Raw genomic sequence first — 26465 nt, forward strand, 5'->3', positions numbered from 1 at the left:
GGCAGCGGGCCCTCACGGCCCGCCGCGCACGTCTGTCTCATGGCCGGTAAGGCGCCTGGCGTCAGCCACATGCTCGCTCAGCCGCGCCTGGATGCGCACGGTCGCCGCGTCCAGGGCCGCTCGGGTGGCCCGGCCGCGCGGGGCCTGTCCAGGCTGCCCCGGGGCGCTGCCCGAAGCGTTGTCGGTGGCGTAGAACGCGTCACCGAAAACTACGTCCACCCGGGTCCGCAGCGGCGGCAGCGCCGCTACGGCACGCCCGCGGCGCCCGCTGGTGCCCAGCACCGCCACCGGCACGATCGGCGCGTCGCCGCGCACCGCGAAGTAGGCGAGGCCCGAGCGCAGCGAGGCGAAATCACCCTCGCCCCGGGTGCCCTCCGGGAAGATTCCCAGCACGTCGCCGCGCCACAGCACGCCCAGTGCGTCGGTGATCGCCGCCCGATCCACACTGGCCCGGTCCACCTTGAGCTGACCGATGCCCTGCAAAAACGGGTCGAGCGGCCCGACGAACGCTTCCTTCTTGATCAGGAAGTGCACCGGTCTGGGCGCGGTGCCCATGAGCATCGGGCCGTCGAGGCCGTGCGAGTGGTTCACGGCCAAGATGACCGGGCCCGTCGCAGGCACCCGCCAGGCGCCCAGCACCCGTGGCTTCCACAGCGAGTACATCAGGCCGATGCCGATCCGGCGACCGACCGCCGCGCCGGGGCCGCTCGGCCCCTGCTGCTTCCCTGTGGTCAGCGCCGTCGCGGTGGCGCTCACGTGCCCTGCTGCTTGTCCTCGATGAGGGTGACAACGCACTCGATGACCTGCTCCAAGGTCAGCTCGGTGGTGTCCACCTCGACCGCGTCGGCGGCCTTGGCCAGTGGCGATGCCTTACGGCCGGAGTCGGCGGCGTCCCGCTTGGCGAGCGCCGCCTGCGTCGCGGCCAGGTCGGATGCGCTCTTACCGCCCAGCTCGCCGCTGCGCCGAGCGGCGCGGGCGGCCTCCGATGCGGTGAGGAAGATCTTGAGGTCTGCGTCCGGAAGCACGGTGGTGCCAATATCGCGGCCCTCGACCACGATGCCACGCGGCGCCTCGGCGGCGATGGCGCGCTGAAGTTCGGTCAGCCGGGCGCGTACCTCGGGGACGGCGCTGACCGCGCTGACGGCCGCGGTGACCTCGGGCGTACGGATGGGGCCCGCGGCGTCGGCGCCGTCCACCGCAATGGTCGGCGCACTCGGGTCGGTCCCGGAGACGATGCCGGGCTTGGCCGCGGCCTCGGCAACGGCGGCGGTGTCGCGTACGTCGATGCCGTTGCTCAGCATCCACCAGGTGATCGCCCGGTACTGGGCTCCGGTGTCTAGGTAGCGCAACCCCAGCTTGGCGGCGACCGCCTTGGAGGTGCTGGACTTGCCCGTGCCGGAGGGGCCGTCGATGCCGACAATGACTGCTGCCGGTGCGGTCCGGGCGGCGGTTTCCACGGTGACTGACACCTTCCTCATGCACGGGGCGTTACTGCTTGGGCTACTGCGGTGGCTACTACGCGGGTTACTACGCGGCGGACACAGGGCGTTCACGAAACGCGAAGTCTCGGACAAGGTTACTGGTTGAAATGACCAACCCGTACAGCCGTGGTTTCGGGCCCCGGCCAGGGTCCGGCCCCCGCCCATGCCGATGCAGCCGGCAACCCGGCTGGTCGGCGTCCTACCGGGCCCCGGGCCCGCGTGGGCGGAGGAGCTGGGCGCGGGCCCGCGCGGGCGGAGGGCACGGCCGCGGGCCCACGTGCGTGCAGCGGCATGGGCGCAGGCGGTGCAGGCGTACCACTGCGTGGGCCTACGTGGTGCCCGCTGCTGTGCGGCGCGGCGCACGGTGCCGCGCGGCGAGGGCAGCGCGTCCTGGTGGCCTGCGGCCGAGATGCGGAACGTGCTGCCGGCGGGGAAGTCGGGGCGGCGTACGGGCACGGCCGCTGGGTGGTGCGCGAGGTTGCGGTGCGGAGGCGTGGTGCGCGGGGGTGTGGTGCGCGGGGGTGGTGCGTCGTGTCGCGCTATGGCAGGTGGCTTCGCAGTCCGCAGCCGGCGGGGTCAGGGGCGCGGGGTGCCCGCTTCGCCGGCCGGCGTCAGCCCATCGCCTTCTTCGTCAGGTCGGCGGTCTGGTCCCGTGGCGGCGCCTCGATCTCGGCGTCCGTGCCGTAGTCGGTGTAGTCGATGACCGTGCGGGCCGTCACCTGCTGTGCCCCGTTCTCGCCCCGGTGCGGGGTGAGCTCCACCTGCTGGCGCCGGATGCGGCCGTCGTCGTCCAGCCACAGCTCCATCGGCAGATAGCGGCCGAACTCCCGCTTGAGCTGCGTTGCCTTGGCCTGGTTGGCCTCGGCGAGCTTGTCCACATCGACGGTCACCCGGTAGCGGGTGGTCTGGGTGCCATCCAGTTTCTGATTTCCGAGCTTCTCGACACCCTTGCCGGAGATGGCCCTGCTGTAAGCGGCTGACTCGGCCGGGTCATTGAGCCGGTCGCCTCCGGCGCGGTCCTTGTGTTCGGCGACCTTCACGAGATCCACTTTGACCCACGATTTGTTGCCGGGTATCTGCTGACGCTCCTTCTTCGGGGGCTGCTGGAAGAGCACCCCGCCGATGACCCGCTGCTCGATGCGCTGCCCTTCGCCGGAGAGCGTCAGCTTCGATGCGCCGTCCTCGAAGTCGATGACGCCCGTGCCCCGCACGCTGACGCTCTTGGCACCCGCGCTGGTCTCGGTGAGCACTTTCATCTTGGCGGTGTCGGACTCAGCCGTCTTCTCGTACGCCGTGCTGACCACTTTCGCCTGGTCCTCCCCGGCGCTGGGAGTCTCCTTGCTCTGCGTGTTCTTGCTCTGCGTGTTCTTTCCGGAGTCGCTGTCGCTGCCACATCCGGACAGGGCCGTGCAGGCGGCCAGGCCGGCGACCGCGAGAGCGGCAACCGCGGTACGAGGCCGACGCGGTAAGTGCTCGGCACCCGTGTCCACGTCCGCTGGCTGAACGAACCGTCGTGCGCACATGCTGCCTCCCGTGGCGTATGAGGATGCGCTGGGAAAACCGCGGGTGCCCGCCGTTTGGCGGCGTACACCCGTCGCAGGCGCCGCACGACGCGGTACCGGCACACTCCGGCCACCACAATGCCCGCAACAAGCGCATATGGGGTGTTGTTGGGCGGGCACCGGTGGCGGGCGCCCTGGCCCGCCCATCGAGCGGCCCACCGCCCGGGAGCACTTCCTCACCGCACGCTGGGGCATGCACAACACGTTCTTCGGGCGGCAGACCTATCTGCCGAACAACCATCCCCAAGGGCCCCTACATCGAGCCGAGTTGGTGTAGTGCGAGCAAAACCTCACCACGGCTGCGGGACACGGCACGGCACTCGGCGCTCCGGTGAGCGTCCTTTACTCGCCGGGCGTCGCCGTACGCTTCGGCCGCCCCGCACGGCTGGGCGGCATCCCCACCCCGCGATCCGCTGCCCGCCACCGGGCGCGGGCCAGCGGACTCGGCCAGCGGCGGGCAGCGAGTGCTGGCTCACCGAGCTACGGGGCGGCCGGCGGGGGCGCTCACTGCCGGATCGGCCAGCCCTGCTCGCGTAGCGCGACGGTCAGCGGCTGCACCGCGTGGGGCTCCACCATCAACTGGATACGGCCTGCCTGCTGGCCGGTCGCGTGCTCGATCCGTACGTCCTCGATGTTGGCCCCGGCGCGGCCCGCATCGGCGAAGATCTTGGCCAGTTCGCCGGGCTGGTCTCCGATGAGTACCGTCACCGCCTCGTAGGTGGCGGGCGCCGCGCCGTGCTTGCCCGGCACCCGGACCCGTCCCGCATTGCCGCGGCGCAACACGTCGGCGATGCCAAGGGCACCGTCGTCACGCTTGTCCTCGTCGCCAGAGTCCAGAGCGCGCAGCGCGCGTACGGTCTCCTCCAGGTCGGCGGCCAGCTCGGCCAGCACATCGGCGACCGGGCCCGGGTTGGCGGAGAGGATGTCTATCCACATCGCCGGGTCGGAAGCGGCGATCCTGGTGACGTCCCTGATGCCCTGGCCACACAGCCGTACCGCCGTCTCGTCGGCGTTTTGCAGCCGGGCCGCGACCATGCTGGAGACGAGCTGCGGGGTGTGGGAGACCAACGCCACAGCCCGGTCATGAGCATCGGCATCCATCACGACGGGCACGGCGTGGCACAGCGCAACCAGTTCGAGTGCCAAATTGAGCACCTCGGTGTCGGTGTCCCGGGTGGGTGTGAGCACCCATGGACGGCCCTCGAAGAGGTCGGCGCTCGCGGCCAACGGCCCGGAACGCTCACGCCCCGACATGGGATGCGTGCCCAGGTAGTGGGTCAGGTCACAGCCCTTGGCCTCCAGCGCGCGGCGCGGGCCGCCCTTGACGCTGGCGACGTCGAGATAGCCGCGCGCGAGGCCGCGCCGCATCGCGTCGGCGAGGGTGTCGGCGACGTGTGCGGGCGGTACGGCGACGATGACCAGGTCCACCGGGCCTTCGGGCTCGGTGTCGCTGCCCGCGCCGAGTGCGGCTGCGGTCCGTGCCTGTCCCGGGTCGTGGTCCCTGAGGTGCACGTGCACCCCCCTGCCGGCCAGCGCAAGCGCGGCCGAGGTGCCGATGAGGCCGGTGCCGATGACGAGAGCGGTTCTCACTGGGTGCTGTCCTTCTACGCGCTGCGGACGTGTCGGGCGTGGCAGGCGTCTCCACGTACCGCTTCCCCCGCCACCCTAACCAGCACGGGCCGTCAGCCGTCCCGGCGGCCATCAGTCGAGACGGCTGCGGGGCGGTGAAACCGGCGGGATGAGCGCGGGACAAGCGGGACAAGCCAGACGGGTGAGGACAGCCGCGGGCCGGCAAGTGGGTGCGGCGCACTTCCGTGCGGGGCGGACGGGGTACGGAGCGCCTGAATTCCGGTAGAACGTTCCGCATGATCTTCCATGTGGTTGCCCTGGACGACTGGCTGGCCGCCTCCGACCGCCCGTACGCCCCACGTTCGCTCTCCGACGATGGCTTCGTGCACTGCTCGCCCAACGAGGCGACGACGCTGGCGGTCGCCACCGCGCGTTTTCGCTACACCATCGGCCCGCTGATGGCGTTGCTCATCGACGAGAGCAAACTGGACGCCATGGTGCGCTGGGAGGCGGCCGACCCCGAGCCACCGCCAGGCGTACCCCCCTCGACCCAGTTCCCACACGTCTACGGGCACATCAACCGAACCGCGGTGGCCGGCATGATGGAGATCAAACGGGACGAGGACGGCCGCGCGGTATCGCTGGGTCCGTGGTCCTGACCGGTGCCGGCGGGAACCCGAAGGCTTGTTGCGGACCCGGGGCTCACGGTCCGGGGCTCACGGGTCCGGGGCTTTACGGTTTGGGGCTTACGCTCCCAGCCGAGGCCCCTCATAGCCCGTCGTAGCCCGCCGGCAGCCCGCGGGCCCGACCGGCAACCCGGCTCGGCTAGAGGTCCACCTCACGCATCAGCATCCCGACCTCCGTGTTGGTCAGCCGCCGCAGCCATCCCGACTTCTGAGCGCCCAGCGGGATCGGGCCAAAGCTCGTGCGGACCAGCTTTTCGACCGGGAAGCCGGCCTCGGAGAGCATGCGGCGCACGATGTGCTTGCGGCCCTCGTGCAGCGTGACCTCGACCAGGTAGTTCTTGCCGACGTTCTCGACGACCTTGAACTGGTCGGCGCGGGCGAAGCCGTCCTCCAGGGGGATACCGTCCTTCAACTGCTTGCCCAGGTCGCGCGGGATGGGGCCCTGGATCGCCGCTAGGTAGGTCTTCTTGACCCCGTACCGCGGGTGAGTGAGACGGTGTGCAAGCTCACCATGGTTGGTGAGCAGAATGAGGCCCTCGGTCTCCGTGTCGAGACGACCCACGTGGAAAAGCCGGGTCTCACGGTTGGTGACGTAGTCGCCGAGGCACTGGCGGCCGTCCGGGTCCTCCATGGTAGAGACGACTCCGGCGGGCTTGTTCAGGGCGAAGAAGAGATACGACTGGGTGGCCACGGTAAGCCCGTCCACCTTGATCTCATCCTTGTCCGGGTCAACGCGCAGCCCCTGCTCGGTGACGATCTGCCCGTTCACCTCGACCCTGGCCCGGTCGATCAGTTCCTCGCAGGCTCGCCGCGAGCCCATGCCCGCGCGGGCAAGCACCTTCTGTAGCCGCTCGCCCTCCTGCTCACCGAACGTCTTGGGCGTACTGACCCGCGGCTTGTCGTGCCGGGCCCGGTTGCGCTCCTCGATCTGGGCATCCAGCTCACGGGGTCGCGCCGGAGATGGACGACCCCGGCCAGCGCCGGGGCGCCCTGCCGCACCACCGCGGCCACCAGCAGCACCGCCGCGGCCACCGGGAGCACCGCCACCGGAACGCCCGGCCGCACCGCCCCGACCACCGGGGGCACCGCCCCGACCACTGGGAGCACCGCCTCGGCCACTGGGAGCACCGCCCCTACCACCGGTGGCACCGCCTCGGCCACCCGCGGCCTGGCCGCCGCGGCCACCGCTCTGCGAGCCGCCCTTGGGTGCACCCTTCGCACCGCCGTCGGAGCTGCTCGCCCTGCCGACGCCGCCTGGCCTGTTGGCGCCCGACTGGCCCGTGTCGCCGACGTCGTAACGGCGCTCCTCGGGCCGAGGGCTGTCCGAGCGTCGCGGCTTGTCGTCACGCCTGCCGCCACCCCCGCCTCGGGGGTTCCGGTTGCCGCCGCTGTTCCTGTCACTGCTTCGCATCAAGGTTCCGTAGTCGAGTGGGCCGTCGTGGTGTCTGCGTCGTCCGGTGCGTCCGGATCAAATGAGGGGACTCCCTCAAGCGAGTCCGCCTCAACGGCGTCCACCTCCGGCAGGAACGGTGCCAGCTCGGGCAACTCGTCCAGGCCACGCAGGCCCATTCGCTCCAGAAAGTAGTTCGTCGTCCTGTACAGGATCGCACCTGTTTCGGGTTCCGTGCCCGCCTCTTGCACCAGACCGCGCTGTAGGAGGGTTCGCATCACGCCGTCGCAGTTCACTCCGCGTACGGCGGAGACGCGCGAACGGCTGACCGGTTGACGGTACGCGACAACGGCCAGGGTCTCCAATGCGGCCTGGGTGAGTCTGGCCTGCTGGCCGTCGAGCACAAAGCCCTCAACGGCCGCGGCGTACTCGGGACGGGTGTAAAACCGCCAGCCGCCTGCGACCAGGCGCAGCTCGAAGCCGCGGCCCTGCCTGGTGTACTCATCGGCCAGCTCCCGCACCGCATCGGCCACCACACGCCGGGGCCGACCCAGCACCTTGGCCAGGTGTTCCTCGGTCGCCGGCTCGTCGATCACCATCAGCACCGCCTCCAGGGCGGGCCGCAACTCCAACTCGGCGACACCATCGGCCACGGCACCGTCAGGCACGTCAGGCACGTCAGGCACGTCAGGCACGTCAGGCTCAAGAGTGACCGCTTGCCGCTGCTCGTCCTTGTCCGCTGCCTGCTCTGCCTGCCCTGTCAGCCCTGCCTGCCCTGTCAGCAGCTCGTCCCGCTCGGTCACCGCCCCGCCTCCCACTCGCCGTCCCGCCCGGGCTGCCCCGGCTTGCCCGCCTCACCCGATACATCCGGCACGCCTGACACATCAGAGACACCTGACGCACCCGACACATCTGGCGTCTGTGGCCCCGCCCAGTCCTCCGTGGTGTCCGGCTCGGCCGCGCTGACCGCCGGGTCCGGGCGGGCGCCCGGACCCTCGACCGCCGCCCGTGCTTCCGTGCTCCGTGCGCCCGTGCTCCGTGCGCCCGGTTCCTGGTCGAACTCGTCGGTGACCTGCGGGCGTTCGCCCTCCGCCCCGGTCCAGCGCACGAGCAGCGCGCCCAGCGCCTCGTCTTGGTCGAGGGCGATGACCCGTTCCCGGTACAGCTCAAGCAGCGCGAGAAAGCGTGCCACGATGGTGAGGGTGTCGGGGGCGTCTGCGGTCAGGGTCTGAAAGTCGGCCACGCCCAACTCGCGCAGCCTGGCCATGACGACGTCGGCCTGCTCCCTGACACTGACCAGCGGCGCGTGGATGTGGTCCACGTACACCTGCGGCTTGGCCCTGGGCTGCATCGCCTTCACGGCCAGCTTCGCGAACCCCGCGGCCCCTATCCGGATCACCACCTCCGGCAGCAGTTCGGCGTGGTGCGGTTCCAAGCCGACGGTACGGGGGTAGCGCCGGGCCTCGTCGTCGAGCCGCTCCTGGAAGATATCGGCGATGCGTTTGTACGCCCGGTATTGGAGCAGCCGCGCGAACAGCAGGTCCCGGGCTTCGAGGAGGGCGAGGTCCGCCTCGTCCTCAACCTCGGCGGACGGCAGCAGCCGGGCCGCCTTGAGATCAAGCAACGTCGCGGCGACCACCAGGAATTCGGTGGTCTGGTCGAGGTCCCAGTCCGGGCCCATGGCGCGGATATGGATCATGAACTCGTCGGTGACCTTGGACAGGGCGACCTCGGTCACATCCATCTTGTGCCGGGAGATGAGCTGGAGGAGGAGGTCGAAGGGGCCCGCGAAGTTGGCAAGCCGGACCGTGAACCGTCCGTCGTCGGGCACCGTTCTCGTGCCCGTTTGTGTGGCCGCGTCGGCCGCTGGGCCGGCTGCGGGCTGCGCCTGGGGTGCCGTTGCCGCAGCCGCTTCCCGTACCGCCTCCGCTGGCCCTCCCGCGGCTTGTCCCTCCGCTTCCTCCAGTCCCTCCGCGGCCTTCGGCCCGGCTTCGACCGTCGCCGCGTCGGGCGCCACGTCGCGGGCGCCGGCCCCCGCGACGGCGAGCGGCTCGGCCTCAGCAGCCCCTTCCCGGGCCGCAGCGGGGCCCTCAGCGCCCGCAGGCCCATCAACCGGCCCCTCATCCCGGTCCGACGCTCGCAGCGCCTCCCGCGCCGGTTCACCCGGTTCAGCGGTCGTGGCCGGGTGCTCGGGCGGATGCGTTGGCCGCTGGCCCTGTTGCGCGCCCGGGCCCCGGCCAAGGCTCCGGCGGTTGCCGCGCGGGGGCATGGGCGGGGTGGGGTCGGCGTTCGTGGGCATCGGGGTCCAAGGTGCGGGGAGCGGGCGGAACGCCCGTACGAGCGGGCAGGCTACCGCCGCCACCCCGCGATATGCGGGATCTCCGCGCCGGTCAGCGACCGCGCAGACGGCGTACGAGAATGCTCGCGTCGCCTCGGGACTCCAGATCGGCGAGCACGACCGCCACCGCCTCGCGGACGATGCGGCCACGGTCCACGGCGAGGCCGTGCTCTCCGCGCAGCACGAGCCGCGCGTGCTCTAGGTCCATGAGCTCCTCGGCGGAGACGTAGACCGTGATCTTCTCGTCGTGACGCTCTCGGCCGCTGGGCCGCCTGTTCGCGGCCCGACTTCGGCGGCGGGCCTGCGCGGTCGGCGTCGGCCCGTCCTGTTGCTGACGGCCCTTGGGCCGGTCCTGTGTGGCTGACGGGTGCCGCTCGGCTCCCTGCTCCTGGCTGGCTTCTCGGCTATCTCGTCCAGCCGCCGCCTGCTCCCCCGCATCCGCCGGACGCCGTGCCCCATCGGAGGCCGCGGCGTCGCCTTCGGGCGCCGGGGCCGGCACCCGACCGCGGCCATCGGCGGGCAGCGCCCTGTCCTCGCCATTGGTCTGGCGGCGAGGAGAGGACGCCTGTAGAGCCGTGCCCCCGGTCGTACGGAACAGTTCGTCGGCGCCGGGCAGACTCACTCGGCGGGACACCGGGCGAGCACCTCCCTGGCGAGCTGGCGGTACGCGGCGGCGCCGACCGAGTTGGACGCGTACGTGGTGATCGGCTCGCCGGCGACGGTCGTCTCCGGGAAGCGGACGGTGCGGCCGATGACCGTGTGGTAGACGTGATCGTCAAACGCCTCGACGACACGAGCAAGGACCTCACGGCTGTGCACCGTGCGGGAGTCGTACATCGTGGCGAGGATGCCGTCCAACTCCAGGTCGGGGTTGAGCCGCTCCTGCACCTTCTCGATCGTCTCGGTGAGCAGCGCCACACCTCGCAGCGCGAAGAACTCGCACTCCAGCGGGACGATGACCTTGTGCGCCGCGGTCAGGGCGTTCACGGTCAGCAAGCCGAGCGAGGGCTGGCAGTCGATGACGATGTAGTCGTAGTCGGGAAGCAGCGGCTTCAACGCCCGCTGCAACGTGGACTCGCGAGCCACCTCACTGACCAACTGCACCTCGGCGGCCGACAAGTCGATATTGCTCGGCAGCAGATCCATGTTCGGAACGGCCGTCTTGAGCAGCACCTCGTCGGCGGCCATGCCCCGCTCCATGAGCAGGTTGTAGACCGTGAGGTCGAGTTCCATCGGGTTCACGCCGAGGCCGACCGACAGGGCGCCCTGCGGGTCGAAGTCAACGAGCAGCACCCGACGGCCGTACTCGGCGAGCGCGGCACCCAGGTTGATGGTCGAGGTGGTCTTGCCGACCCCGCCCTTCTGGTTGCACATCGCGATGATCGTCGCGGGGCCGTGCTCGGTGAGCGGCCCGGGAATGGGGAAGTACGGGAGCGGGCGCCCGGTGGGGCCAACGCGCTCACGGCGCTGTCGGGCCGCATCGGGCGCGAGCGTGGCCGCGTACTCGGGATCAGGCTCGTACTCGGCGTCGGGGTCGTAGAAGCGCCCCTCGGGCATTGCGTCGTAGTCGGCGAAGGTGGCGGGGTCGGCCCCGCCCTGCTCGCCGGCCATGGCGTTCACGTGTTGGCCATCCATACTCTGGTGGGCTCTCGTCATGCTCTGGCGGGCAGCGAAGGTGTGGACAGCGACGGAGCCGACAGCCCGTTGCCCCAAGGGACTCTGGCCCCGCGCACCCATTCCTGGTTGACCACCCCCGGGAGAAAATGTCGACTCATCCACAAGTCGTCCTACCTCCTTGGTGACCAGGAAATTTCTCGATTGGTCAGCGTGACACCATGCCGACGGTTGGCGACTCTATGGCGTGTCGGCGGTTCGCAGCAACACAATCCGCCGGACGCGGCCCGATCTGTCGGCAACGGAACACTCGGATGTCAAGGGCAGAGGGCGCTCGTCATCGAGGTTTCGCAGCCGCGCAAAGCGGCTAAAAAGTTGTGTTCAAGGCGAGTTGATAAGCCGCCATATTGCGCGCGCTCACGGGCGCGTCACGGAAGCCCGTGGCCGGGCCTCGCCGCTCGACAAGGCCCGGCCACGGGTTCGGTGTTGACGCGTCTATCGTCGGTTCAGCCCAGCAGGGAGCTCAGTTCGACGGCGGCGAGCCCGTGCGCCTCGGCGACCGGACCGTAAACGACCTGGCCCTTATGGGTGTTGAGGCCCTTGGCGAGTGCGGCGTCCCGGCGCAGCGCCTCGCGCCAGCCACGGTTCGCCACCTCGACGATGTACGGCAGCGTGGCGTTGGTGAGCGCATGGGTGGAGGTGTTGGGCACCGCACCCGGCATGTTGGCAACGCAGTAGAAGACCGAGTCGTGCACCTGGAAGGTCGGCTCGGCGTGAGTGGTCGGACGCGAGTCCTCGAAGCAGCCACCCTGATCGATCGCAATATCGACAAGTACACTTCCCGGCTTCATCCGGGACACGAGCTCGTTGGTGACGAGCTTCGGCGCCTTGGCGCCCGGGATGAGGACGGCGCCGATCACCAGGTCGGCGTCGAGGACGGCCCGCTCCAGCTCGTACGCGTTGGAGGTGATCGTCTGCACCTTGGTGCCGAAGATCTTGTCGGCCTCGCGCAGCTTGTTGATGTCCTTGTCGAGCAGCGTGACGTGGAAGCCCATGCCGATGGCGATCTGCGCGGCGTTCCAACCGGAGACACCGCCACCGATCACCACGGCCTTGCCCGCCTGCACGCCGGGCACGCCACCCGGCAGTACGCCGCGGCCACCGGCCGAGCGCATCAGGTGGTAGGCGCCGACCTGCGGGGCGATGCGCCCGGCAACCTCGGACATCGGCGCGAGCAGCGGGAGCTGCCGGCCCGCGGTCTCCACCGTCTCGTACGCGATGGCGGTGGTGCCGGACTCCAGGAGCGCATCCGTGCACTCGCGGGACGCGGCCAGGTGGAGGTAGGTGAACAGGGTCTGGTCCTTGCGCAGGCGGTGGTACTCCTGCGCGATCGGCTCCTTGACCTTGAGCAGCAGGTCAGCGGTGGCCCACACCTCGTCAGCGGTGCCAAGGATGTTCGCACCGGCGCCGGTGTACTCCTCGTCCGCGATCGAGGAGCCGAGGCCAGCGCCCTGCTCGATGAACACCTGGTGGCCATGGCGCACGAGCTCGTGCACACCAGCGGGGGTGATGGCCACCCGGAACTCGTTGTTCTTGACCTCGCGGGGGATGCCGACCTTCACGTCGATCACGGTCCTTGATTCTGGGGTTTTCCGGACAAAAACGGTCATGCGTGTGCACACCGGAAACGACCGTGACGGTCGCCGTAATCCCAGTCTAATGAAGGATGACGTGCTGTCTAGCCTTGCATTGCATCAACCTTGCGGCGGAGTGCTGCTGATTTCGCAGGTCTGGTCTGGCGTGTCCCTTTCGAGGCGCTCTCTAGCGTCCTTCGCTTCAGCCTCCGTTAGGGCTTCAGCGGCCGGCGGTACCCTCCGCGGAATCGGCGGCTCCAGATATCGCGCGGCCTCCCGCCGGTGCAGTTCCGCCGCCGGGCGATCACCAAGCCGCTCCAGGGTTTCCGCGAGCCGCAGCCGCACCGCGGCCAGCGACCGGACGTCCCCTGCCAGGCGCGCGTACTCCAGCGCCTCTTGGCAGGTGCGCAGCGCCTCCTGCGGGCGGCCCGCGTGCTCTTGCACCCGCGCCACCTCGCTCAGCGCCCGCGCATGCCCGGCCCGATCCCCGAGCCTGCGGTACGCGGCGACCGAGGCCCGCAGGCCACGCAGCGCCTCGCTCCATCGGCCGGCGCAGGCGTGTACGGCGCCCAGACGCCCGTACAGCCGCGCCTGATCGGTCAGCTCACCGCGGGTCAGCCGCAGTTCGAGGGCCCGCCCGTACCAGTCGGCGGCCCGGTGCCAGTCGCCCAGCTCGTGGTAGGTGGCGCCGATGGACTCCAGCGAGCGCCCGATGGCGTACGCGTCACCGGTCCCGCGGGCCGCCTTGAGTGCGCCGCGGTACCGCGCAAGCGCGGCATCGGCGCGCCCCGCCCGCGCGTCCAGATCACCGAGGTTCAGCAGCGCCGCCGCGCGCTCCAGCGGCAGCTCCCTGCGGTTGGCCACATCGAGCACCAGCTCGTGCAGTTCGTACAGCTCGGGCGCCGCACCGTCCGCGCCCCGATGCGCGGCCAGCGCGTGCGTCAGCGCCGCCAGCAGGCGCCGCGCCAGCGTGTCGAGGCCGCCGTCCTGTACGGCGAGGCGGGCCGCGGCCAGCAGTGCGGGCTGCCGTGACCGCAGCCACCGCGCGGCGTCGGCCCGGGTGGGAAACCGCAGCGCCGCGGGGAGCTCGGCCGTCCGTTCCTCCGTGGCCGCATCGTCCGGTGCGGCGGCGAGCCGGGCCGAGTGCAGGAGCCGTACCGTCCGCTCCAGCATTCTGGCGCGAGCCAGCTCGATCTCCGCGGCCCGCTCGTGCTCTCGTAACAGGGCCGCCAAGCTCGGTACCAAGCATCCGGGCAGCTGGTAGCGGGGCGGCATCACATCGCCCGCTGGCGTGCGGGCCGCCCCATCGGGCGGCAGCGGGCGCAGCAGCCCGTGCGCCAGGAATCCGGCCAGCGTGTCCTGCGCGGTCTGCACGGAGCAGCCCGCCAGGGCCGATGCGGTGTGCGCGTCAGCCCAGCCACCCGGGGCCAGCGCGAGCAGCCGCAGTATCCGAGCGGCCCGGTCCGGCAACGACGCGTAAGCCAGGTGCAGGGCGCGGGCCAGCGGACGTCCGGACTGCTCGACCCCGGCGTCGGATGTCACCTCCCGCAGCTTCGCCGCGGCGTCGGAGACCGACGCCTGCGGGCGGGCCGCGAGCCAACCGCCCACCAGCGCGAGCGCGGCGGGCTGCGCTCCGCACTCCTCGACGACGGTGGTTGCCGCCACCGGGTCGCAGGTGATCCGGGTGGACCCGGCGTAGCACCCGAGCAGCGCGACCGCGGCAGCGCTGTCCAGGCCGCCGATCGTGCAGGGCCGCACGTCGGGCACCCCGGTCAGCGGGCCCTGGCTCACGACCAAGACCAGGCAGTCGGGCGCGTCCGGAAGCAGCGCATCGACCTGTTCGGCGCTGCCTGCGTCGTCCAGGAACAGCAGCGCGCGCCGCCCCATGAGGGCGGCGCGCAGCGCTGCGATCAGTTCGTCCTCCGCCGCGCCGGGTGGCGCGGCGGCACCGAGCGCGGCCAGCAAATCGCGAGCGGTCCGCGCGATAGGCACCGGTGCGCCGTCCGGTGTGGTGAGTGCGGCCCGCAGCACCCCGTCCGGATAGCTGCCGGCGGCCAGCGCCAGGAACGCCTCCGCGAGCGCGGTACGGCCAGAGCCCGGCCGGCCCGCGATGAGCAGCACTCGGCTGCGGGGGGCCTTGCGTCCGGAGAGCGTGTCGAGCCCCGCCCGACCGATGTCGGCCCGCAGCCCGGCCAACTCTCGCCGCCGCCCCGAGAAGCGGCCCAGTGGCTCGTCGGAGCCCGCGCGGTCCGGCTGCGGTGTGGTGGCAGCCGTTACGGGCCGCGCGGGCCCCGTAACGGCTACCTGGGGCCCGTTAGGGGTGCGAGCCAGCGAGGCGGGCGGGCCGGCCTGTCCCACGGGCCGACCGGCCGGGGGGCGCGCGTTCCCCGAGGGAGGTGCGGGGGGTGCGGCCGGGAGCGGCGGTGTGGCTGGTTGGTCCCGCGGCTTCCCCCGCGCGGCGGGCTCCGCCGGCGGGGTGCGGGTGGCCGCCGAGGGAGCCGGCTCTTGCGGTGTCGCGGGCCCATCCGGTGGGACGTCTCCCCGTTTGCCCACCGCCTGCTCCGCCACGGGCCACGCTCCTTATTCCCTACCTTGGGCTGCCTTGGACCGCCCTGAGCTGCCTTGGGATGCTTCGGACTGCCTTGGACTGTCTTCGGCTGCCTTGGGCGGGAAGGCCCCAGTCCTGCGCATACCTGCCCGCCGCGGACGCGGACGGGAGAGTAGGAGATGAGCGTAGTTCACCGACCCCCGCCCAGCGGGGGACCCAGGCGGGCGACGCACCCCTAAAATCACCTGATCGGATCGACTTGGGGCGTGCTCGGGGGCGTGCGGTGGCTACCGGCCTTCGAAGGGCCTGGCCGGCCACGGGGCGTCCGCGGGGCGTAGCGCGTCGAGTCCGTCCCCGGCCTGCGCGGCGAGCAGCGCGAGCACACCGACCACCAGACAGGTGTTGTGCAACTCCCCCGCCAGTGCGCCGCGGGCCAGTTCGGCGGCAGGAATACGCGCGAACTCCATGTCGGCCTCCTCCTCGGAGACCTCGAAGCGCTCGCCCTCAGCCTCCGAGATCTGCCGGGCGAGGAAGATCCGTACGGCCTCGTCGCAGCCGCCCGGAGTGGTGTAGATGTCGGTTAGCACCCGCCAGTCCTCGGCTTTGACGTGCACCTCCTCGTACAGCTCGCGCTGGGCGGCGTGCAGCGGGTTCTCACCTGGTACGTCGAGCAGCCCGGCCGGGATCTCCCAGAGCTTGTGCCGTACCGGGTGCCGGTACTGACGGAGAACCAGGACGCGCTCTTGCTCGTCAAGGGCGAGGATGGCGACCGAGCCGGGGTGCACCTGGTAGTCGCGGACGGCGGTGGACCCGTCGGGCATGAGGACCTCGTCCTTACGGACGCTGGTCTTGTTGCCCTCGAACGGCGTGGCGGTGTTGATGACCCGCCATTCCTCAGCGGTGTCCTTGATGCCCATCTGTGCGCCTTCCTGAGCTGAACTGTGCTGTGTCTGCTGCTGTGTCTGTGTCTGTGTCTGTGTCTGTGTCTGCTGTGCTGCGCCGTGTTTGCCGTGCCGTGTTTGCTGTGTTTGCTGTGTTTGCCGTGCCGTGAGCTGAGCTGAGTGTGCTGCTGCGATGCCGGATGTGATGCCCGGCCAGCCCACCCACCAGCGCCGGCGCGACGCCGAGCGCGGCGGCTCGGTCCGGTGCGGTACTCACCACGGCGCGGGGTACGTACGACACTTTCGGCCCGAGAGACGCCACCGGCCCGAGAAACGACAGCGGCTCGGGAGACGACACCGGGGTACGTGCCTGGTGACAGGCACGTACCCCGGTAACCGTATCGGTCGTGCGCAGAGTTACGACGCGCCGGTCTGGCCCTCGGCGTCCGCGGGCCGCACGGCCTGGCCGGCCTCCCTCTTGATGCCCTGCTGCCGCGCGACGGCGGCCTTGACCAGGCCAGCGAAGAGCGGGTGCGGGCGCGTCGGGCGCGAGCGCAGCTCCGGGTGGGCCTGGGTGGCGACCAGGTACGGGTGGACCTCACGCGGGTATTCGACGTACTCGACGAGCTTGTTGTCGGGCGAGGTGCCGGAGAAGACGACCCCGGCCTTCTTCTCCAGCTCGGCGCGGTAGGCGTTGTTGACCTCGTAGCGGTGCCGGTGCCGCTCCTCGACGTAGGGCTGGTCGCCGTAGACCTCACGGACGATGGAGCCCTCTGCGAGCTTGGCCGGGTACATGCCGAGCCGCATAGTGCCGCCCATGTCGCCCTCGCCCGCGACGATGTCGAGCTGTTCGGCCATGGTGGAGATGACCGGGTCGGCGGCGGCCGGCTCGAACTCGGTGGAGTTGGCGCCCGCGATCCCGGCCAGGTTGCGTGCGGCCTCCACGACGATGCACTGCAAGCCGAGACAGAGGCCCAGCAACGGAATCTTGTTCTCGCGGGCGTACTGAATGGCGCCCACCTTGCCGTTGACCCCGCGCTCGCCGAAGCCGCCGGGGATGACGACGGCGTCCACGTCGCCGAGCTGCGTTCGGGCGCCCACCTGCGTCGTGCAGTCGTCGGAGGTGACCCACTTGACCTTGACCCGCGCCTTGTTGGCGAATCCACCCGCGCGCATCGCCTCGGTCACCGACAGATAGGCGTCGGGCAGGTCGATGTACTTGCCGACGAGCGCGACGGTGACCTCGTGGTCAGGGTTGTGCACCCGGTCCAGGAGATCGTCCCAGGTGGTCCAGTCCACATCGCGGAAGGGCAGGTCCAGCTTGCGTACGACGTAGGCGTCCAGGCCCTCGGTGTGCAGCACCTTCGGGATGTCGTAGATCGACTTGGCGTCGATGGCCGCCACCACGGCCGCCTCGTCCACATCGCACATCAGCGAGATCTTGCGCTTGATCGCGGTCGGTACGTGACGGTCGGCACGCAACACGATCGCATCTGGCTGAATACCGATGTTGCGCAACGCCGCGACGGAGTGCTGAGTCGGCTTGGTCTTCAGCTCGCCGGAGGGGCCGATGTAGGGCAACAGGGAGATATGCACCACAAAGACGTTGTCCCGGCCGACCTCGTGCCGCACCTGGCGGACCGTCTCCAGGAACGGCAGCGACTCGATGTCCCCGACCGTGCCGCCGACCTCGGTGATGACCACGTCCACGTCATCGGTGGCCATGCGCCGGATGCGGTGCTTGATCTCGTTGGTGATGTGCGGAATGACCTGCACGGTGTCGCCCAGATACTCGCCGCGCCGCTCCTTGGCGATGACCTGCGAGTAGATCTGCCCGGTGGTGACATTGGCGGAGCCATCGAGATCGACGTCGAGGAATCGCTCGTAGTGGCCGATGTCCAGATCGGTTTCGGCCCCGTCGTTGGTGACGAACACCTCGCCGTGCTGGAACGGGTTCATCGTGCCGGGGTCGACGTTCAGGTACGGGTCGAGCTTCTGCATGGTGACCCGCAGGCCCCGCGCCTTCAGCAGCGCACCCAGACTGGAGGCCGTCAGCCCCTTGCCGAGGGAGGAAGCGACACCCCCGGTGACGAAGATGTGCTTGGTCGTCATGGATGTGGGTGACAGTGCCAAGAGGGGGCTCCCGTGGGATCGCGAAGTGAGATGCGTTTGGCAGCGTCCCAAGGGTGGGAGATGCCGTCGCTGCGGTCCGGGGTTACCCGAAATGTCACTGGGGTTCCCACCGGTTTCCACGGGATACCAGGCTATCAGCGCCCTGGGGCCGCCGCTCCCGGCGACGCGGGCCCAGCTTCTGGAACAGGCTGTCCAGAAAACCCCTGACCTGCGGCGACACAATGACGGCCGACGAGGCGGGCACACAGTAGGCACACATCGTCCGCACACCTCACCGCCTCGCCACCCGATCGGCGCACCCAGCGGCAGCCACCATGTGGGACTCTTCCCACGGATCGTGCGCATGGGACGTATCCTGCTCGGACGCACGCTGCGAGCCGACCGGTGTGGCACCAACCCCGTTTGCCTCCGGAGCACTAGCTCGTCCAAGATCCAAAGCCGCAAGACCGCAAGGCGCCCCGCGGGGCGAGGTGGCCGTTCGAATGGGGATGCACGTGGCCGGGCGCATTGAAGATTACGCACTCATTGGCGATATGCAGACCGCCGCCTTGGTAAACAGGGATGGCAGTGCCGACTGGCTTTGTCTGCCGCGCTTTGACTCACATGCCATTTTCGCGGGGCTGCTGGGCACCGACGAGCACGGCTTTTGGCGGCTCGGTCCGGCCTACCCGGCCGACACCGCCCCGCCGTACGCCGATCGGCGCCGCTACCGGGGCGACTCGCTGGTGCTCGAATCGGAATGGGACACCCCGCGCGGCACCGTGCGGATCATCGACTTCATGCCGCCGCGCGATGGCGCGCCGCAGCTCATCCGGATCGTGGAGGGCGTGAGCGGGCGCGTCCCGATGCGCTCCGAGCTGCGTATGCGCTTCTCCTACGGCTGGGTCGTGCCCTGGGTGCACAAGGTGGACGGGCGCACCGTGGCCGTCGCAGGGCCCGACTCGGTGTGGCACGACACCACCGCCGACACCTATGGCAAGAACCTCACCACCTACTCCGACTTCACCATCTCGCCCGGCGAGCGGATCGCCTTCACCATCAGTTGGCAGCCTTCGCACAAGGAGCAGCCCGCGCTGCCCGAGCCGGAGGCCTCCCTGGAGGCGACCGAGGACTTCTGGCGGGAGTGGGTGGAGCACTGCACGTACCACGGCCCCTACCGGGACGCGGTCGTGCGCTCGCTGATCACGCTCAAGGCCCTGACGTACGCGCCAACCGGTGGCATCGTTGCCGCGCCGACCACCTCGCTGCCCGAGGAGGTCGGCGGCGTACGGAACTGGGACTACCGCTTCACTTGGCTGCGCGACGCGGCGATCACGCTCTCCTCGCTGCTGCGCACCGGCTACCGCGAGGAGGCGCAGGCCTGGCGTGAGTGGCTGCTGCGCGCGGTCGCGGGCGACCCGGAAAACCTCCAGATCATGTACGGCATCGCGGGCGAGCGGGAGCTCGGCGAGGCCGAGCTGCCGTGGCTGCCGGGCTACGAGGGCTCGCAGCCGGTGCGGGTCGGCAACGGCGCGGCGGGCCAACTCCAGCTCGACGTGTACGGCGAGGTCACCGAGGCCCTGCACCTGGCGCACATGACCGGACTCGCCCGCAACGACTACGCGAGCGTGCTCCAGCTCAAGCTGATCAGCTACCTGGAAGGCCACTGGAACGAGCCGGACGAGGGCATCTGGGAGGTGCGCGGCCCGCGCCGGCACTTCGTGCACTCCAAGGTGATGGTCTGGGTCGCCGTGGACCGTACCGTCAAGCTCATCGAGTCCGGTGATGTGGATGGTCCGCTGGAGCGCTGGCGCGAGCTGCGGGACGACGTCCACCGGGATGTGTGCGAGAAGGGTTACGACAAGGAGCGCAACACCTTCACCCAGTCCTACGGCTCCAAGGAGCTGGACGCCTCGCTGCTGCTCATCCCACAGATGGGCTTCCTGCCCCCGGACGACAAGCGGGTCATCGGCACCATCGAGGCCATCCAGCGCGAGCTCGGCACCGAGGACGGGTTCGTGATGCGCTACCCGACCTCCAGCGGCGACGACAACCTAGACGGCCTCCCCGGCGACGAGGGCGCGTTCTTGGCCTGCTCGTTCTGGCTCGCCGACGACCTGGCGATGATCGGCAGGGTGGACGAGGCCCGCAAGCTCTTCGAGCGTCTTCTCGCCCTCCGTAACGACCTGGGCCTGCTCGCCGAGGAGTGGGACCCGCGTCTTCAGCGCCAGGTGGGCAACTTCCCGCAGGCGTTCAGCCATGTGCCGCTGATCGACACGGCGCTGAGGCTGACGGCCTCCGGCGCGTACGGCGGCTGAGGTTCGGCGCGTTGCCCGACGCTTCGTCCGAGCCCGATGCCTTGTCCGAGCCCGGCACGATCACTGTGGCGCGGGCGCTGGAGCTGCCCGCGCTGCACCGGGGCCTGCCGGAGATCCTCACCGGCGCCGATGCGTTGGAGCGCCCGGTGCGCTGGGTGCACGCGGGCGAGACCCCCAACATCGCCTCCCTCCTCAAGGGTGGCGAGTTGCTGCTGACCACCGGCATCGGCCTGGGCACCAGGGCGGCCGAGCAGCGCGCGTTCGTCCGCACCCTGGCCGAGCGTGGCATCGCCGCGCTGGTGGTGGAGCTGGGCTCGCGGTTCACCGCGCTGCCCGCGGCCGTTGTGGACACGGCGCGTTCGTACGGGCTGCCGCTGGTCCAGCTCCATCGCGAGGTGCCGTTCGTCGCGGTCACCGAGGAGATCCACACCGAACTGGTCAATGCGCACTACGCGCTGCTGCGGCGCGCCGACGAGGTGCATCGGCGGTGCACTGAAGTACGGCTGCGCGGCGGCGGGGTGCCGGAGATCCTGCGGCTGTTCGCCCAGTTCGCGGATAATCCGGTGTTCCTGGAGACCGCGGATGGACGGCTGCTGTACGCGGCAGGGCCCCCCGGCAGGGCGGGGCTCGCCGACCCGCTCCAGGTATGGGACGGGCTACGCGCCGCACGGGCCGGCCGCAACTCGGGCCAGGCGGGGGCCGGCCTGCGGCCGAACGCACCAGGCTCCCCGAACGCACCAGGCTCACCGGGCCCGTTGGGCTCACCAGGTCAGGAGCTGCCGGAGCCGCCCGCCGGGAGCGTGCTGGTGGAGGTGCCGGGTGGCGGTCCTGGCCCCGGCGCGGTGCGGGCCCGGCTGGTGGTGTTGCCCGCGGAGGGGCCGCTGGCGCCGGTGCACCGTATTGCCGCCGAGCGGACGGCCGATCTGCTGGCTCTCGTGCTGCTCCAGGCGCGGCAGGAGGAGGAGCTCGCGGCCCGCGGTCGAGGTGACTTCCTCACCGACCTCGCGGAGGAGCGCATCACGGCGGCGGACGCCCCTGCGCAGGCCCGGGTACTGGGATTTCGGCCAGGGGCGGGGCCGCTGCTGCCCATGGTGATGGCGCTGTCCACCTCGCTGGCCCCACTGGATGGCGGTGATCACTGGGCGGCACTCGCCGCGGTGCTCCGCGAGGAGCTGACTGCCGTGGGCGCGCCGGTGCTGTTGGGCGTACGACTGCCGGAGGGACGGGTTCCGCTGCTGGTGGGGCTCCATGGGGCCGAGGAGCGAGCGGCGGTCGCTGAGCGCGTGGCGCATACGCTGCGGGCGGCAGTGGAGCGGGCCTGGCCCGAGCGGACGCCGGCCCTGGGGCACCGAGGTGCCCGCTTGGGGCCGCCGGTCGTGGTGGCGGGCCTGGCGGGCGACTGGGGCGCTGCCGGGCCCGAGTTGCGGCACGTGGCGTCTGCGGCGAGCGCCGCCCGCGAGCTGCCTGACCGGCCGTGGCACGACGTTCGCGGGCTTGAGGTGGATCTGTTGCTGTGGCGGCTGCGCGAGCACGGGGATCTGGCCGCCTTCGTCCACCGGGTGATCGGTCCGCTACTCGTGCACGACCGCACGGCCAAACCACCGCTGCTGCCTACCCTCCAGGCGTACCTCGCGCACGCCGGCCGCAAGGCGGAGACGGCACGCGAGCTGCATGTGAACCGGCAGACGCTGTACGACCGGCTGGCCCGCATCGCCCGGCTGCTAGGCAGCGACCTGGATGATCCGCGCACCGTGCTCGCCCTCAGCCTGGCCCTTCAGGCCCGCCGCCGCCTCCCGTAAGCGGACGTGGCGCTGCCGCTCGTCGCGGCCGGTGGCAGGGCTGCGGCAGTGGGGTCCTTGACATGAGCGAGGTGGGCCGGGCCGGCGGGGCGGCAGCGGGCTGGGGATCGGTAGGGCTTGGGGTCCGGCGGGTCAGTGGGGCCTGACAGCCCGTGACCCGGGAGCCGAGGTGTGCGTCAACTCGTCGTAGATGCCCAGCACATGCGCGACCGTATCGTCCTCGGTCGGCCAGCAGTCGGCCTGCGCCCGCCCGGTGGCCGCGAGGTGCTCTCGGCGAGCGGGATCGGCCAGCAGCCCGAGCACCGCACGCGCCAGCGCCTGCGGGTCACCGTACGGAACCAACTCGGCGGCGTCACCGACCAGTTCGGGTACACCACCGACCGCCGTTGCCACCAACGGCACCCCCGCGTGCAGTGCCTCCTGGGCGAACAGCGAGCGCGCCTCCCAGCGGCTGGGTAACACCGCCACATCCGCCGCCGCAAGCAACTCGGTCACATCATCCCTGCGGCCAAGCAGCCGTACGGGCAGCCCCTCCGCCTCGATCCGGCCCTGCAACCAGGCCCGCCCCGGCCCCTCCCCCGCGATCACCAGCAGCGGCGCTGGGTCGTACGACCGCCAGGCCCACACCGCGTCCAGGAGCACATCGTGCCCCCGGTTCTCCTCCAGCCGGCCGACGGTGAACAGCAGCGGCCGTTCGACGGCGCCGAGTTCGGCCCGCGCCTTATGCTGCCGCCGGTCCTCTTCCTGGGGCAGCCAGCGCGGCGCCGGCACCGCCACCGGCGCCAGCCTCGCGTCCCGCGCGCCGCGCTGCCGGGCCCGGTCCACCAGGTCGGACGAGGCACCGAGGGCAATGCGGGCGGCGCGCGCAACCCGCCGCTCGGCCAGTTGCAGCACCCGCGCACGGGCGCCTTTCGCGGTGGACTTGGTGTGCCAGGTGACGACGAGCGGCGTCCGCCGCCCGCCCAACGCGAGCGAGGCGAGAAGCCCGGCCTTGGTGCCGTGCGCATGGACGAGCCCCGCATCCGCGCAGACGGCCCGCAGGGCGGTCAGGGACTCCACGTCGGCGCACGGCCCCACCCGCACGAACTGGGCTCCTGCCGCGCCGAACTCATAGGCCAACTCGGCGCTTTCCGGACCGCACACGGTCACCCGCAGGCCGCGCGCGACCAGGCCGGCGGCGAGCGACCTGACATGGACGCCGCTGCCCGAGGCGCCGCTCCCGAGCACCTGCACCGCATGCAGCGGATCGGGTCCGATCAACGGCGCCGGGGGGCTGCTCACGGTACGGCTCACGCGGGCGATGCTCCTCGGTTGGCGGCGGGGCCAGGATGGCGCGTCGGGCAGGGCACTACGGCGTTGCTCGGGGGTGGCTGCCCGGGGGTGGTTGTTCGGGCCGCGATCCGCTGGCTTGGGGACGGAAAGCGCGGTGTCCAAGTGGGGAAGATGGGGCGATTTAGGCTGAGTGATGCGCGTAGCATGCCGGGTCGGAGGGGCGGAATCGAGACGTCGAGTAGGGCGGCACTGCGGGGCGGAGCAGGGGGAGGAACGGGGCGGCGAGCGACACGCACCGGGTCCAGGATGCCAGCAGACGCAGGCGCCGTGGCACCACTGTTCCCGCCTTTCTTCCGGCCCGCTTCCCCCCGACGGTGGCGGATTCACCCACACGGGCGACCACATGCCCGACATGCCCCCCTTGCGCGCCAGCTTTCGCCGGCGGCCTCATGCGCGCGGCCTCTCACCGCACCCTGTCGTCTGACTCCCCACACCATCGACTGCTGTGTCGTGCCGCCCCAGGCTGGACGCCGCGCAGGCCCCTTGGGCACCACGCCCCGCCGCCCGACCGCGCCCACCGCCCAGGCGGGGCCGAGACCCCCGCCGACGCCCCAGCTCATGCCCACGCCCCAAACAAGTCGGCAGGCCGAAGGCCAGCCGCCACAGGCCGACAAGGGCTACCCCGGGAGGCGACGAGTCGTACGGGCCGCCGCTCGGGCCGTTTGGAGGAGTTCCTCCGCGTGCGCCCGGGCCAGTTGGGAGTCCTCTTGGCCCGCCAGCATCCGGGACAGCTCGCGGACCCGGTCCTCGCCCTCCATCACCTTGACGCCACTGCGCGTAACGGACCCGTCGCTGGTCTTTTCGACCACCAGATGCCGATCGGCGAAGGCGGCGACCTGCGGCAGATGCGTCACCACCACGACCTGCGCCGACTCAGCCAGCTTGGCCAGCCGTCTGCCGACCTCCACCGCCGCCTTGCCGCCGACGCCCGCGTCCACCTCGTCAAAGAGATACGTCGGTACGGGGTCGGTGCCCGCGAAGACGACCTCGACCGCGAGCATCACGCGCGATAGCTCACCACCGGACGCCCCCTTGGCGATCGGCCGGGGCGGCGCACCAGGGTGCGGGGCGAGCAACAACTCCACCTCATCCGCGCCGTGCGGCCCGAAGGCCACCGCACGGCCACCGACGTCGATGCCCTCCCGCGGGTCGGCCACATCGCTTTGCCGGATCTCGAAGGTCACCCGGGCGTGCGGCATGGCCAGTTCGGCGAGCTCGCCGGTGACCGCGTCGGCGAACCGCTTCGCCGCCGCGTTTCTGGCCTCGGTGAGCTCCCGGGCCCGCTCCCCGAGTTCGGCGCGCAGCGCGTCGTGCTCAGCGGTCAGCTCGCCGATCCGGTCGTCGTCGCCTTCGAGTTCGGTCAGCCGGGCCGCGCTGGCCTCGGCCCAACTCAGCACGCCCGCGATGTCTTGGCCGTACTTCCGGGTGAGCTGCGCCAGCGTGGCCCGGCGTTCCTCCACGGCCGCGAGCCGCAGCGGGTCGGCGTCCAGGTCGTCCGTGTATCCGGCGAGTTCGCCTGCCACGTCGGAGACCAGGATGCCGATCTCTCCCAGCCGATCGGCGAGCGTGGCGAGCGCCGGATCGTGGGACCGTACGGCCTCCACGGCGCGATGCGCGCCCGCGATCAAGGTGGCCGCGTCCAGGCCCTCCTGGTCCTCTGGGTTTCCGGCCAGTGCGGTGTGCGCCATGCTCGCGGCGGAGCCCAGGGCTTCGGCGTGGCCAAGGCGTTCCGATTCCGCGGTCAGTTCGGTGTCCTCGCCGGGGCGTGGCTCAGCGGCTGCGATCTCCTCCAGGCCGAAGCGCAGCATGTCCGCTTCTTGTGCCCGTTCGCGGGCGCGGGTGGTCAGCTCTGCCAGTTGCGCTGTGATTTTGCGCAGCCTGCGGTAGGCGATCGCGTACGTATCGAGCGGCGCGGAAACGGCGGCCCCCGCGTACCGGTCGAGGGCCTGCCGCTGTCTGGCCGGCTTGAGCAGCCCTTGCTGGTCGGTCTGCCCGTGCACGGCGACCAGCTCGTCGGCCAGTTCACCCAGCATGCCCACCGGGACGGACCTGCCGCCGACGTGGGCGCGCGACCGGCCCTCGGCGGAGACGGTGCGGCTGATCAGCAAAGTGCCGTCGTCGAGTTCGGCGCCCGCTTCCTGGACCCGGTCGGCGACCGTGGATCGCTCGGCAATCACGATCCGGCCCTCTACCACCGCGGCCTTGGCGCCGATCCGTACCAGCGCGGCGTCGGCCCGGCCACCGAGCAGCAGGCCGAGGCTGGTGACCACCATGGTCTTACCAGCTCCGGTCTCGCCGGTCACCGCGGTGAACCCAGGCGACAAGGCCACGACGGCATCGTCGATCACCCCGAGCGATTGAATCCGCATCTCTTCAAGATGCGGGCGCGCACCCGCTATGACCTGCGTTTTTTCCTCTCGGCGAGTGCTCACTAGCCCCTCTGGGGAGATCCTGGGGAGTCTGCTCCACACTCCCGCTCGGGTCGTTCTGTCCACCGAGGAGGGTAGCGAGCGCTCTGCGACTCATCCCGCCCGCCTCCGGCATGAGCTGAGCGTAGTGGCCCAATGCACCGATCGGCGAAGTGATGATCAGCGCAGCGGCCCAGCAGCGGACTCCCCTACGATCCGCCACCGGACAGGTGAGTGGCGGACGCTACCAGGCGAATGGCCGGTTACGGCATGCCGCGGCGCAGCAGCCGCACATAGGCGTTCCACCGCGCAGGGGAGCTGGGACCCGACGACAGTGCGGCCTCGGCCAGGTCCAAGCTGTCCTCCAGCACCGCGTCATGCAACCAGCGGAAGGCCAGCGGCCAGGTGAGTCGCGCCGCGCCGCGGGTCCGCATCGTCAGCAGGTGCTGCAACACCGCGCCGCCCGCGCCGTCGGAGCGCACCGTGTACGCGTGGAAGCCGTGGAACCCCCGCGGCCCGGAAAACCGGAAGCGCACCCAGCGCCCTGGTGTGTAGCCGATGACCGCGTACCGCACTGGCCCATGTCCGCCGCTCGCACCGACCCGCAGCGGGCCGTCCAGCTCCATGGGTGGCCAGTCGCGGCGCGGCCAGAGCCGATCGTCGGGACTGGCGAGCTGGTCGATGAGCTTGCCGACCTCATCGGCAGGGGCATCGATCCGCCGCTCGTGCACGTTGCACACCGCCATCAAACGGCCCTCCCTTTTTTAGAGAACCCTCTCTAAAAAAGGGAGCC

The 26465-nt window shown here is 70.9% G+C and carries 20 protein-coding genes; 4 read left to right on the forward strand and 16 right to left on the reverse strand.

Features of this window, described 5'->3' with window-relative positions; genetic code table 11:
- Positions 1-12: 12 nt before the first annotated feature.
- From FHS42_RS21670 to FHS42_RS21680, 3 genes are all read right to left on the reverse strand, one after another.
- Positions 13-795 carry a lysophospholipid acyltransferase family protein gene (locus FHS42_RS21670; protein ID WP_376772659.1) on the reverse strand — a complete coding sequence of 261 codons (783 nt, stop codon included), beginning with the start codon at positions 793-795 and terminating at the stop codon, positions 13-15.
- Positions 753-1478, reverse strand: coding sequence for a (d)CMP kinase (gene cmk / locus FHS42_RS21675; RefSeq protein WP_184574404.1), 726 nt, complete (start codon positions 1476-1478; stop codon positions 753-755). The genes FHS42_RS21670 and cmk overlap by 43 nt, the downstream gene beginning before the upstream one ends.
- Positions 1479-2092: 614 nt before the next feature.
- Positions 2093-3004, reverse strand: coding sequence for an SCO4651 family lipoprotein (locus FHS42_RS21680; protein ID WP_246495122.1), 912 nt, complete (start codon positions 3002-3004; stop codon positions 2093-2095).
- 136 nt (positions 3005-3140) lie between these two features.
- On the opposite strand from FHS42_RS21680, the gene FHS42_RS39170 reads away from it, so the two are divergent.
- Complete coding sequence (locus FHS42_RS39170; protein ID WP_376772660.1) at positions 3141-3320, forward strand: DUF2071 domain-containing protein; 180 nt, start codon at positions 3141-3143, stop codon at positions 3318-3320.
- A 227-nt stretch (positions 3321-3547) separates the two neighbouring features.
- Here FHS42_RS39170 and FHS42_RS21690 read toward each other — a convergent pair whose 3' ends face one another.
- A complete protein-coding gene (locus FHS42_RS21690; RefSeq protein ID WP_184574406.1) occupies positions 3548-4633 on the reverse strand; it encodes a prephenate dehydrogenase in 1086 nt (361 codons plus the stop codon).
- Between the two features lie 275 nt (positions 4634-4908).
- Here FHS42_RS21690 and FHS42_RS21695 point away from each other — a divergent pair, with 275 nt between their 5' ends.
- Positions 4909-5271 (forward strand): DUF952 domain-containing protein, encoded by a 363-nt coding sequence (locus tag FHS42_RS21695; RefSeq protein ID WP_184574408.1) that lies wholly within the window; start codon positions 4909-4911, stop codon positions 5269-5271.
- A 166-nt stretch (positions 5272-5437) separates the two neighbouring features.
- On the opposite strand, the gene FHS42_RS21700 is transcribed toward FHS42_RS21695, so the two are convergent.
- The 9 genes from FHS42_RS21700 to pyrG form a co-directional block, all read right to left on the reverse strand.
- Positions 5438-6709: a pseudouridine synthase gene (locus tag FHS42_RS21700; protein WP_184574410.1), complete on the reverse strand. Its 1272-nt coding sequence runs from the start codon at positions 6707-6709 to the stop codon at positions 5438-5440.
- Positions 6709-7356, reverse strand: coding sequence for an SMC-Scp complex subunit ScpB (gene scpB, locus FHS42_RS21705; protein ID WP_184574493.1), 648 nt, complete (start codon positions 7354-7356; stop codon positions 6709-6711). Before scpB ends, FHS42_RS21700 begins: the two co-directional genes overlap by 1 nt.
- Positions 7357-7487: 131 nt before the next feature.
- Entirely contained in the window at positions 7488-8987 is a 1500-nt protein-coding gene (locus FHS42_RS21710; protein ID WP_246495124.1) for a segregation and condensation protein A, read from the reverse strand.
- 91 nt (positions 8988-9078) lie between these two features.
- Positions 9079-9660, reverse strand: coding sequence for a hypothetical protein (locus tag FHS42_RS21715; RefSeq protein ID WP_184574412.1), 582 nt, complete (start codon positions 9658-9660; stop codon positions 9079-9081).
- Positions 9645-10763, reverse strand: coding sequence for a ParA family protein (locus FHS42_RS21720; protein ID WP_184574414.1), 1119 nt, complete (start codon positions 10761-10763; stop codon positions 9645-9647). The genes FHS42_RS21715 and FHS42_RS21720 overlap by 16 nt, the downstream gene beginning before the upstream one ends.
- Positions 10764-11146: 383 nt before the next feature.
- Positions 11147-12262: an alanine dehydrogenase gene (gene ald / locus FHS42_RS21725; protein ID WP_184574495.1), complete on the reverse strand. Its 1116-nt coding sequence runs from the start codon at positions 12260-12262 to the stop codon at positions 11147-11149.
- 132 nt (positions 12263-12394) lie between these two features.
- Positions 12395-14500, reverse strand: coding sequence for a tetratricopeptide repeat protein (locus FHS42_RS21730; RefSeq protein WP_246495182.1), 2106 nt, complete (start codon positions 14498-14500; stop codon positions 12395-12397).
- A 609-nt stretch (positions 14501-15109) separates the two neighbouring features.
- Entirely contained in the window at positions 15110-15739 is a 630-nt protein-coding gene (locus tag FHS42_RS21735; protein ID WP_184574416.1) for an NUDIX domain-containing protein, read from the reverse strand.
- Positions 15740-16120: 381 nt separating this feature from the next.
- On the reverse strand, positions 16121-17815 hold the full coding sequence (gene pyrG, locus FHS42_RS21740) for a CTP synthase (RefSeq protein WP_184574418.1): 1695 nt from the start codon (positions 17813-17815) through the stop codon (positions 16121-16123).
- Positions 17816-18330: 515 nt separating this feature from the next.
- On the opposite strand from pyrG, the gene FHS42_RS21745 reads away from it, so the two are divergent.
- Complete coding sequence (locus FHS42_RS21745; RefSeq protein ID WP_184574499.1) at positions 18331-20133, forward strand: glycoside hydrolase family 15 protein; 1803 nt, start codon at positions 18331-18333, stop codon at positions 20131-20133.
- Between the two features lie 11 nt (positions 20134-20144).
- Positions 20145-21932 (forward strand): PucR family transcriptional regulator, encoded by a 1788-nt coding sequence (locus FHS42_RS21750; protein ID WP_246495126.1) that lies wholly within the window; start codon positions 20145-20147, stop codon positions 21930-21932.
- A gap of 132 nt (positions 21933-22064) precedes the next feature.
- On the opposite strand, the gene FHS42_RS21755 is transcribed toward FHS42_RS21750, so the two are convergent.
- From FHS42_RS21755 to FHS42_RS21765, 3 genes are all read right to left on the reverse strand, one after another.
- Positions 22065-23225 (reverse strand): glycosyltransferase family 4 protein, encoded by a 1161-nt coding sequence (locus FHS42_RS21755; RefSeq protein ID WP_312866977.1) that lies wholly within the window; start codon positions 23223-23225, stop codon positions 22065-22067.
- 656 nt (positions 23226-23881) lie between these two features.
- A complete protein-coding gene (recN, locus tag FHS42_RS21760; protein ID WP_184574420.1) occupies positions 23882-25633 on the reverse strand; it encodes a DNA repair protein RecN in 1752 nt (583 codons plus the stop codon).
- A 302-nt stretch (positions 25634-25935) separates the two neighbouring features.
- A complete protein-coding gene (locus FHS42_RS21765; protein WP_184574422.1) occupies positions 25936-26418 on the reverse strand; it encodes an SRPBCC family protein in 483 nt (160 codons plus the stop codon).
- Between the last annotated feature and the right edge of the window lie 47 nt (positions 26419-26465).

The organism is Streptomyces zagrosensis (assembly GCF_014203645.1).
In the GTDB taxonomy this organism is placed as follows: Bacteria; Actinomycetota; Actinomycetes; order Streptomycetales; family Streptomycetaceae; genus Streptomyces; species Streptomyces zagrosensis.

Bases quoted from the DNA above. Each gene is read 5' to 3' on its own strand.
- cmk (WP_184574404.1), bottom strand. From the start codon at position 1,478: ATGAGGAAGGTGTCAGTCACCGTGGAAACCGCCGCCCGGACCGCACCG.
- FHS42_RS21680 (WP_246495122.1), bottom strand. From the start codon at position 3,004: ATGTGCGCACGACGGTTCGTTCAGCCAGCGGACGTGGACACGGGTGCC.
- FHS42_RS39170 (WP_376772660.1), top strand. From the start codon at position 3,141: ATGGGGTGTTGTTGGGCGGGCACCGGTGGCGGGCGCCCTGGCCCGCCC.
- FHS42_RS21695 (WP_184574408.1), top strand. From the start codon at position 4,909: ATGATCTTCCATGTGGTTGCCCTGGACGACTGGCTGGCCGCCTCCGAC.
- FHS42_RS21700 (WP_184574410.1), bottom strand. From the start codon at position 6,709: ATGCGAAGCAGTGACAGGAACAGCGGCGGCAACCGGAACCCCCGAGGC.
- FHS42_RS21710 (WP_246495124.1), bottom strand. From the start codon at position 8,987: ATGCCCACGAACGCCGACCCCACCCCGCCCATGCCCCCGCGCGGCAAC.
- FHS42_RS21720 (WP_184574414.1), bottom strand. From the start codon at position 10,763: ATGGGTGCGCGGGGCCAGAGTCCCTTGGGGCAACGGGCTGTCGGCTCC.
- FHS42_RS21735 (WP_184574416.1), bottom strand. From the start codon at position 15,739: ATGGGCATCAAGGACACCGCTGAGGAATGGCGGGTCATCAACACCGCC.
- pyrG (WP_184574418.1), bottom strand. From the start codon at position 17,815: ATGACGACCAAGCACATCTTCGTCACCGGGGGTGTCGCTTCCTCCCTC.
- recN (WP_184574420.1), bottom strand. From the start codon at position 25,633: ATGCGGATTCAATCGCTCGGGGTGATCGACGATGCCGTCGTGGCCTTG.
- FHS42_RS21765 (WP_184574422.1), bottom strand. From the start codon at position 26,418: ATGGCGGTGTGCAACGTGCACGAGCGGCGGATCGATGCCCCTGCCGAT.